Source organism: Streptomyces griseus subsp. griseus (assembly GCF_000720255.1).
Classification (GTDB): domain Bacteria; phylum Actinomycetota; class Actinomycetes; order Streptomycetales; family Streptomycetaceae; genus Streptomyces; species Streptomyces griseus_I.
The window spans coordinates 156,830-165,014 of sequence record NZ_JOJE01000012.1 but is presented as its reverse complement, the minus strand read 5'-3'; the positions used below and the strand labels follow the sequence as shown (position 1 = coordinate 165,014).

The following is an 8,185-nucleotide window of genomic DNA, read 5'->3' as shown; positions in this document are numbered from 1 at the left end:
CGCACCACAGCAATCTCGTCCGGAGTCACACACCCTCAACGCCGCACCCGTCCCGAAGGACACGCGCCACCACAACCGACCTGACCAAGCCCTACTAGGTGCGCGCCGGGGAACCCGGCCGTGCGTCCCGAGCGAAGATCAGACGAACGGTGGGCCCTGTCGGGCAAAGCCCACGTCAAGTGTCCATCATCTCGGTAAAGCGCACGTCAAGTGCCGGCGCGGAGGTGCGGGAACCCGGGCGTGGCCGGAATCGTTCCCTGATTCCAGAGCCATCGACCCCAGAGCCATCGACCCCAGAGCCATCGATTCCAGAGCCATCGACCCCAGAGCCATCGGAGGAGTACCGCCCTTGTCCGCCGAACCGACGGACCCCGCACACCTACCGGCGACTTGCCGATGAGCGCCATGGAGGCCTGGCTGGGTCTGCTGGCCGTCCTCGTCCTCACCGCCGGCACCGGCTACTTCGTCGCTCAGGAGTTCGCCTACGTCTCCGCCGACCGGCTCGCCCTCACGCGGGAGGCCGATGCCGGGGACCGGAGGGCCGCTCGCGCGCTGAAGGTGCTGGAGCGGCTGTCGTTCATGCTGTCGGGGGCCCAGCTCGGCATCACCGTGACCGGTCTGGTCGTCGGTTTCATCGCGGAGCCGTCCGTGTCCGCGCTGCTCGCGCCCGCGCTGTCCGGGATCGGCGTCCCCGAGGGCGCCGTCAGCGGTATCTCGGTGGTGCTCGCCTTCGTGGGGGCCACGGTCGTGCAGATGGTGCTGGGCGAGCTGGCACCGAAGAACCTCGCGATCGCCGTGCCCGAGCGGCTGGCGAAGGGGCTGGCCGGGTCCACGCTGGCGTATCTGCGGGTCGTCGGTCCGGTGGTACGGATCTTCGACGGCGCGGCGGACCGGCTGCTGCGCGGGGTCGGTATCGAGCCCGTCGAGGAACTGCACCACGGCGCCACCCTGGAGGAGCTCGGCCATCTGATCGGCGAGTCCCACGAGCGGGGCGAGCTGCCCAAGGACACCGCGGCCCTGCTGGACCACGCCCTGGAGTTCTCCGAGCGGACGCTGGACGAGGTGCGGGTGCCGCGCGCGGACGCCGTGTTCGTGCGCAAGGACGCGAGCGCCGCGGAGGCGGTCGACCTGATCGCCAAGCACGGCCACTCCAACTACCCCGTCCTGGGCGACCACCCCGACGACGTCACGGGCGTGCTGGGCGTACGGGAGCTGATGCGGCTGCCCGCCGAGAGGCTCACCGGCACCACCGCGGGCGCCCTGGCCCGGCGTCCGCTGCTGCTGCCCGACACGCTGCCGCTGCCGGAGGCGGTGGAGCGGATGCGGGAGTGGGACGACGAGTTCGCGGTCGTCCTGGACGAGCACGGCGGGGTCGCCGGCATCGTCACCTACGAGGACATCGCCGAGGAGCTGGTCGGTGACATCGCCGACGAGTCCGACACGGTCACGGAGGTCGCCGTCGCCGACGGGGACGGCTGGCTGGTGGACGCCGGGCGGCGCCTGGACGAGGTCGCCGAGGTCACGGGCATCGAGCTGCCCGAGGAGGAGGACTACGACACCGTGGCCGGCCTGGTCGTGGACCGCCTGGGCCGCTTCCCCACGGTCGGTGACCGTCTCACGGTCGAACTGTCCGACGGGGGCCGCGCCACCGTCGACGTACGCGCCCTGGACCGGCACGTACCGGAGCGGGTCCGTCTGGAACGGGTGCCCGTGGCGAGGCGGGAGGAGGAGCGGGCGTGAGTTTTCCGATGGCGCTGTTCGTGACCGTGCTGCTGCTGATCGGCAGTGGTTTCTTCGTCGCGGCCGAGTTCGCGCTCGTCGCCGCCAAGCGGCACCGTATGGAGAAGGCGGCGGCCCGGGGGCAGCGGGGTGCCGGGGCCGCGCTGGCCGGGATGCGTGAGCTGTCGCTGATGCTGGCCGGCGCCCAGTTGGGCATCACGGTGTGCACGCTGGGCCTGGGCTCGGTGTCCAAGCCGGCGATCTCGCACGAACTCGACCCGCTGCTGCACCGGCTGGGGCTGCCGAGCGCGTTCAGCTACGGGGTCGCGTTCGCCGTGGCGATGATCGTCGTGGTGTTCCTGCACATGGTGGTCGGCGAGATGGCCCCCAAGTCCTGGGCCATCGCCCACCCCGAGCGTTCCGCGATGCTGCTCTCGCCGGCGTTCCGGGGCGTGGTGAGGGTCGTACGGCCGCTGATCGGGGTGCTGAACCGGGTGAGCAACGCACTTGTACGGCTGTGCCGGGTCGCTCCGCGCGACGAGCTGGCCTCGGTCCACGACCGGGAGCAGCTGACCCAGCTGGTGGAGGAGTCGCAGCGGCTCGGTCTGATCAGCGAGACCGACTCGGAGCTGCTCACCCGCTCGTTGACCGAGCCGGAGACGCCGGTGGGCGAGCTGCGGGTGCCGGCCGCGGAGATCACCTCGGTCGAGGGCGACGCCGGTGTGGAGGAGATCCTGCGGGTGGCCGCCGACAGCGACCGCACCCGGCTGCTGGTGCGGGAGGGCGGCGCCGTCCTCGGCTCGGTGCACGCCCGGGACGCCCTGGTCGCCCGGGCCCGGGGCCGGGTCACGAGTGCCCGTGCGCTGGCCCGGCCGGTGCCCGAGCTGGGTGAGGACACCACCGTCGCCGACGCGATCGAGCTGCTGCGCGCGCGTCGCGCCTCGCTGGCGGTCGTACGGGACGGGTCGGGCCGGCTGACCGGGATCGTGAGCCTGGACGACCTGCTGGCACGGTTCCTGCAACCGCAGACGGCCTGACCGGACGGTTCTCCCCCGAACGGTACGGGGGTTTGCCGTAGCCCCGCCGTCCACCGATCGGTGGACGGCGGGTTCCACCGGACACCTCTGTCCGCCAACTGCCCTGCTCAGCGAGGCTTTTGGGCATGAACTCACTCACTGTGCGCATGGCGCGCTGGAGCGCCCGGCACCCATGGCGGGCCGTCGTCGGATGGCTGGTGTTCGTGGTGCTGTGCCTGGTCGTCGGCGGAGCCGTCGGCACCAACAGCGCCAGGACCGCGGACTACCGGGTCGGCGAGGCCGGGCGGGCCGAGGCCATGGCGGCCGAGGGACACCTGGAACGCCGGTCCACGCAGCAGGTGCTGATCTCCGCGCGCTCGGAAACCCGGCAGCCCGACAAGCAGGCCGCCGAATCCGCCGCCCGCGACCTCACCACCCGGATGACCGCGTTACCCGACGTCGAGGGCGTGGCCGACCCGCTGTGGTCCCGCGACGGGCGGATCCTCATGGTCGAAGTGGCCCTGCGGGGCGAGGAGCGGGACGCCAAGGACAAGGTCGACGCGCTGACGGGGCAGACGGAGGCCGTGCGGAAGGCGTATCCCCGGCTGCTGCTGCAGGAGACCGGCTCTCCGTCCATCAGCAAGGGCGTCGACCAGCAGCGCGCCGACGACCTCGCGCTGTCCGAGAAGATCACGCTCCCGGTCACGCTGGTGCTGCTGCTGGTCGTCTTCGGCTCGGTCGTGATGGCCGCGGTGCCCCTGCTGCTCGCGCTGTCGTCGATCGCGGCGGCCATCGGGCTGTCGATGGTGGTCTCCCACGTCTCCCCCGACGCCGGGGTCGGCACGAACGTCATCCTGATGATCGGTCTCGCCGTGGGCGTCGACTACACGCTCTTCTACCTGAAACGGGAGCGTGAGGAGCGGGCCCGCGCCGGGGGCCGGCTGAGCGCCGAGGCGCTGACGGAGATCGCCGCGGCCACCTCGGGCCGGGCCGTCGTGGTGTCGGGAATGGCGGTCGTGGCCTCCACCGCGACGCTGTACCTCGCCTCCGACGTGATCTTCTCCTCGCTCGCCACCGGCACCATCGTGGTCGTCCTGGTCGCCGTGGCCAGCTCGCTCACGGCGCTGCCCGCCCTGCTGACCGTCCTCGGCAAGCGCGCCGAACGCCGGGCACGGCGTCGGGCGGAACACGGGAAGCCGCCCCGGCGCGCCCGCGGCCGGGACGGCGGCCGGATCTGGAACACGCTGCTCAGGCCCGCCGCCCGACACCCCCTCGGCACGCTCTGCGTCTCCGTCCTCGCCCTGCTCGCCCTGGTCCTGCCGCTGACCGGGCTGAGGATCACGGAGATGAGCCGGGACACCCATTCCCGGGAGATTCCCGCGATGCGGGTGTACGACCGTCTCAACGAGGCGTTCCCCGAGCAGCGAGTCACCCACGACGTCGTCGTACGCGCCGACGCCTCACGCGCCCAGGATGTCGCCCGCGAGCTGCGCGGGGCCGCCGGACTCGCGGGCCGGGACCCGCTGTTCACCGACGGTTCCCGTGTCCGCACCTCCGCCGACCGGCGCATCAGCGTCCTGCGGCTGAAGGTGCCGTATCTCGGCAACTCCGAGGAGGCGTACGACTCCCTCGACCACCTGCGCCACGACTACCTGCCCGCCACCGTGGGCCGGGTCGAGGGTGCGGAGTACGGCGTGAGCGGTGACGTCGCCCGCTACGCCGACTATCCGGCCCACCAGAACAGCAAGCTGCCGCTGGTCCTGGTGGCGTTGCTGCTGGTGACGTTCGGGATGACCCTGTACGCCTTCCGGTCCGTCGTACTCGGTCTGATCGGGGTCGTACTGAACCTGCTGTCGGCCGCGGCCGCGCTCGGGCTGCTCGTCCTCGTCTTCCAGGGGACCTGGGCGGAGGGGGCGCTGGACTTCCACTCCACCGGCTCGATCGGGTCGCGTGTCCCGCTGTTCCTCTTCGTGATCCTCTTCGGACTCTCCATGGACTATCAGGTATTCGTGGTGAGCCGGATCAGGGAGGCCGTCCTCGCCGGCGTACCGACGCGGCAGGCGGTGCCGGCCGGGATCCGTACATCGGCGAGTGTGGTGACCAGTGCCGCCGTCGTGATGACGACCGTCTTCGTGAGCTTCGTCTTCCTGCACATCATCGAGATGAAGCAGATCGGTTTCGTGCTGGCCGTGGCCGTGCTGCTGGACGCCTTCGTGGTGCGGATCCTGGTGCTGCCGGCGGCCATGCTCCTGCTGGGCGAGAGGACCTGGTGGCCGTCGCGTCCGACGCGGGGCGCTCCCGCCACCGCGGCTGATACGGCCCCCAACGCATCGCTGGCCGACGTACGTTGATCGGTATGACCGCTCTCGCCGGGCCCTCCGCCGACGCCTTCTGGGCCACTTCGCTGCGCCGCTGGAACATGGTGTGCTGGGTACTGTTCGCCGGGATGGCCGTCGGTCTCGCCACCATGGACCGGCCCGGCGCGAGCAGGTTCGGGGCGCTGGCGCTGCTCGGCTGCGTGGTGCTCTGCTACGCGCTGCTGGACCGTTTCCCGGACAACCCGGTGGTACGGCCGCACGCGTATCTCGGCGTGCTGGTTCTCGCCCTCGGCGGGACCGCGTATCTGGGCAGCAGCTACGCGGCGCTGTTCATGGTGACGCTGCCGCACTACTGGATGTTCGGGCGGACCCCCAGGGCCTCGATGGGGTTCCTGGGCGCGGCCGCCGTCGCCACGCTGGCGGGGACCTTGTCGCGGCAGGGCTGGTCGCGGGAGTTCCTCAGCGAGACGCTGGTGTCCACCCTGATCGTGGTGGCCGTGGGGGTGCTGATCGGACTGTGGGCGCACTCGGTGGTCGAGCAGAGCACCGAACGGGCCCGGCTGATCACGGAGTTGGAGCGGACGCAGGCGGAGCTGTCGCAGGCGCACCAGCGGCAGGGGGCAGCGGACGAGCGGGAGCGGATGGCGCGGGACATCCATGACACGCTCGCGCAGGGGTTCGCGTCGATCGTCATCCTCGCGGAGGCGGCCCGGGCCGGGATCTCCACCGATCCGGAGCGCAGCGCCCGGCAGTTGCGGTCGATCGAGTCGACGGCCCGCGAGAACCTCACCGAGGCGCGGGAACTGGTGGGCTCGGCGCACACGCGGGTGCAGGGGGAGACGGGTCCCGGCGGGGCGGCCGCCGGATCGGTGGGCCGGACGCTGCGCCGCGTCCTCGACCGCTTCGCGGAGGACACGGGGCTGACCGTGGACGCCGACCTGGCGGAGGTGGCGTGCGACCAGCAGACCCGGATCGCGCTGCTGCGCTGCACCCAGGAGTCCCTGGCCAATGTCCGCAAACACGCCCACGCGTCCACGGTGGGGGTGCTCCTGACCCGGCGGCCGTACGGGGTGGAGCTGGAGGTCACCGACGACGGCACGGGCTTCGCCCCCGAGAAGTCGACGGGGTTCGGGCTCGACGGGATGCGCAGGCGTCTGGCGGAGCTGGGCGGCCGGCTGACGGTCACCAGCTCGGTCGGCGACGGCACGCGGATCCTGGCGGTGCTGCCTCTGGAGATACCCGGCCACGAGCGGGAGGAGGTACGGGTATGACCGGCGGACCGATCCGGGTGGTCGTGGTGGACGACCACACCGTGATGCGGGCGGGCGTGGTGGCGCTGCTCGCCGGTGATGACGGCATCGAGATCGTCGGGGAGGCGGGGGACGGCAGGGCGGCCCTCGAACTCGTCGAGCGGTACGAGCCCGATGTCGCGCTCGTCGACCTGCGGATGCCGGTGCTCGACGGGGTGGGGACGACCGCCGAGATCGTCGCCCGGCACCCGCGCACCAGGGTCCTGATCCTGACGACGTACGACACCGACCAGGACATCGAACGCGGGGTGGAGGCGGGCGCCATCGGCTATCTCCTCAAGGACACCACCCGCGAACAGCTCGCCGACGCGATCCGTTCGGCGGCGCGCGGTGAGACCGTGCTGGCGCCCCGGGTGGCCGAGAAGCTGATCGCACGCATGCGGCGCCCGGCGCAGGAGCCGCTGACCGCCCGCGAGACCGACGTCCTCGACGCGGTCGCCGACGGCCTGACCAACGCCGAGATCGGCCGACGCCTCGTCATCACCGAGGCCACGGTCAAGACCCACCTCCTGCGCATGTTCGCCAAGCTCGACGTGAACGACCGGACGCGGGCGGTGGTGGTGGCGATGGAGAGGGGGCTGCTGCGGCGGCCCTAGTCCAGCAAGGGGCGGGTGGTGGTCGTCAGCTCTGTGACACTCCTGTTGCCGGAACTGTGAGCTCCACCACACGTGGGGCGGGCCGGGCGTGTTGGACTCGGGCGATCACTCGATCACGTTGTCGATCGCCGGAAATCGGGAGCCACGCATGTTCTACCTGCTCCTGCTGCTCGTCATCGTCGCGGCCGTCACCACGTTCGGTCTCACCGGGTTCGGCCTCGGCCGGCTCGCGCGGACCGGCGTACGGGAGGCCGAAGCGGCGACCGAGTTGCGGGCCCTCGGCGCGCTCACCGGTGCGGCCGCGCTCGCCGTGTACACGTGGGGGCTGCTCATCGTCTGCGGGGCGGTACTGACCGCGGAGGACGGCGGGACGGACTCGTCGCCGCCGCAGTCCTGCCGTACGGCCGGATGGGAGGCGCGGCACCAGCAGGGCATCGACATCGTCGACTACACCGTGGACTTCGTCCCCCTCGGCTTCGTCTGCGAGACCAGCGACGGCGGGAGCTACGACAACGGCGACGTACCCGGGTACGTCAACCCCGCCTCCTTCGGGCTCGCGTTGCTCTCCGTGGGCTGTGCCGTGGGGGCGCGCCGCGTGGCCGGGCGGCGCGCCGGGGCGGTGGGGGTCAGCCCGACGGCGTGAGCCGCGCGCGGCCGAAGAGGAGCGCGTAACCGGGCGGGAGTCGGTCCAGGACGCGGTCGGTCAGTTCGTCGCCGACCAGCTTCGGCAGGACGCCGAGGACCGAGCTGACGTCCCAGCGGGCGGTCGCGGTGGTGGCGTGTTCGACGCGGGCGGCGACGGACTCCACGAACTGTGCTGCCGTGAGGGGGCGGATGGCCGGGACCTGGGAGGCCACGATCCTGGCGGCCTCCTCGGGCAGGGCGCGGGCCAGGTCGACGCGTTCGTCGCCGACGACATGCCCGCCGAGGGCGGACAGGACGACGCGGGTAACGCGTTCCGCGTCCGCTCGCGTCGGGTACTGGCCCGCCTCCGCGACCGCGTCGACCAGTCGGGTCCAGCCGTCGGTCGGGCCCTCGCCCGGCGGGGCGGGAATGCTGGTCGTCGGGTGTACGTCGGTCAGCAGCCTCGTCGGCATGCTCGGCACCGTCGTCACGGTCATCGTGCGGGGTCCTCCTCGGTTCCGCGGTCGGGGTGGGCAGGGGTGAGCGCGTCCCGCGGCCCGGCCGGAGCCGCGGGGCGCTGAGGTGGGGTCGGCTGCTCGTTG

At 72.0% G+C, this 8,185-nt stretch carries 7 protein-coding genes; 6 read left to right on the top strand and 1 reads right to left on the bottom strand.

The features are described 5' to 3' along the window. The first annotated feature begins 396 nt into the window (after positions 1-396). From IG99_RS18735 to IG99_RS18710, 6 genes are all read left to right on the top strand, one after another. Positions 397-1,740, top strand: coding sequence for a hemolysin family protein (locus IG99_RS18735; protein ID WP_037675455.1), 1,344 nt, complete (start codon positions 397-399; stop codon positions 1,738-1,740). Further along, entirely contained in the window at positions 1,737-2,756 is a 1,020-nt protein-coding gene (locus tag IG99_RS18730; RefSeq protein WP_037675453.1) for a hemolysin family protein, read from the top strand. The genes IG99_RS18735 and IG99_RS18730 overlap by 4 nt, the downstream gene beginning before the upstream one ends. A 125-nt stretch (positions 2,757-2,881) precedes the next feature. Beyond that, entirely contained in the window at positions 2,882-5,086 is a 2,205-nt protein-coding gene (locus tag IG99_RS18725; protein WP_037675451.1) for an MMPL family transporter, read from the top strand. Between the two features lie 5 nt (positions 5,087-5,091). Then, on the top strand, positions 5,092-6,324 hold the full coding sequence (locus tag IG99_RS18720; protein ID WP_199815552.1) for a sensor histidine kinase: 1,233 nt from the start codon (positions 5,092-5,094) through the stop codon (positions 6,322-6,324). Beyond that, positions 6,321-6,959 carry a response regulator gene (locus IG99_RS18715; protein ID WP_037675447.1) on the top strand — a complete coding sequence of 213 codons (639 nt, stop codon included), beginning with the start codon at positions 6,321-6,323 and terminating at the stop codon, positions 6,957-6,959. Before IG99_RS18720 ends, IG99_RS18715 begins: the two co-directional genes overlap by 4 nt. Positions 6,960-7,107: 148 nt before the next feature. Further along, a complete protein-coding gene (locus IG99_RS18710; RefSeq protein ID WP_107055960.1) occupies positions 7,108-7,602 on the top strand; it encodes a hypothetical protein in 495 nt (164 codons plus the stop codon). On the opposite strand, the gene IG99_RS18705 is transcribed toward IG99_RS18710, so the two are convergent. After that, positions 7,586-8,080 carry a DUF2267 domain-containing protein gene (locus IG99_RS18705; protein WP_037675446.1) on the bottom strand — a complete coding sequence of 165 codons (495 nt, stop codon included), beginning with the start codon at positions 8,078-8,080 and terminating at the stop codon, positions 7,586-7,588. The genes IG99_RS18710 and IG99_RS18705 overlap by 17 nt on opposite strands. Positions 8,081-8,185 lie beyond the last annotated feature (105 nt).

Coding starts and splice junctions, on each gene's coding strand:
- IG99_RS18735 (WP_037675455.1), top strand. CDS start 397: ATGAGCGCCATGGAGGCCTGGCTGGGTCTGCTGGCCGTCCTCGTCCTC.
- IG99_RS18725 (WP_037675451.1), top strand. CDS start 2,882: ATGAACTCACTCACTGTGCGCATGGCGCGCTGGAGCGCCCGGCACCCA.
- IG99_RS18720 (WP_199815552.1), top strand. CDS start 5,092: ATGACCGCTCTCGCCGGGCCCTCCGCCGACGCCTTCTGGGCCACTTCG.
- IG99_RS18715 (WP_037675447.1), top strand. CDS start 6,321: ATGACCGGCGGACCGATCCGGGTGGTCGTGGTGGACGACCACACCGTG.
- IG99_RS18710 (WP_107055960.1), top strand. CDS start 7,108: ATGTTCTACCTGCTCCTGCTGCTCGTCATCGTCGCGGCCGTCACCACG.
- IG99_RS18705 (WP_037675446.1), bottom strand. CDS start 8,080: ATGACCGTGACGACGGTGCCGAGCATGCCGACGAGGCTGCTGACCGAC.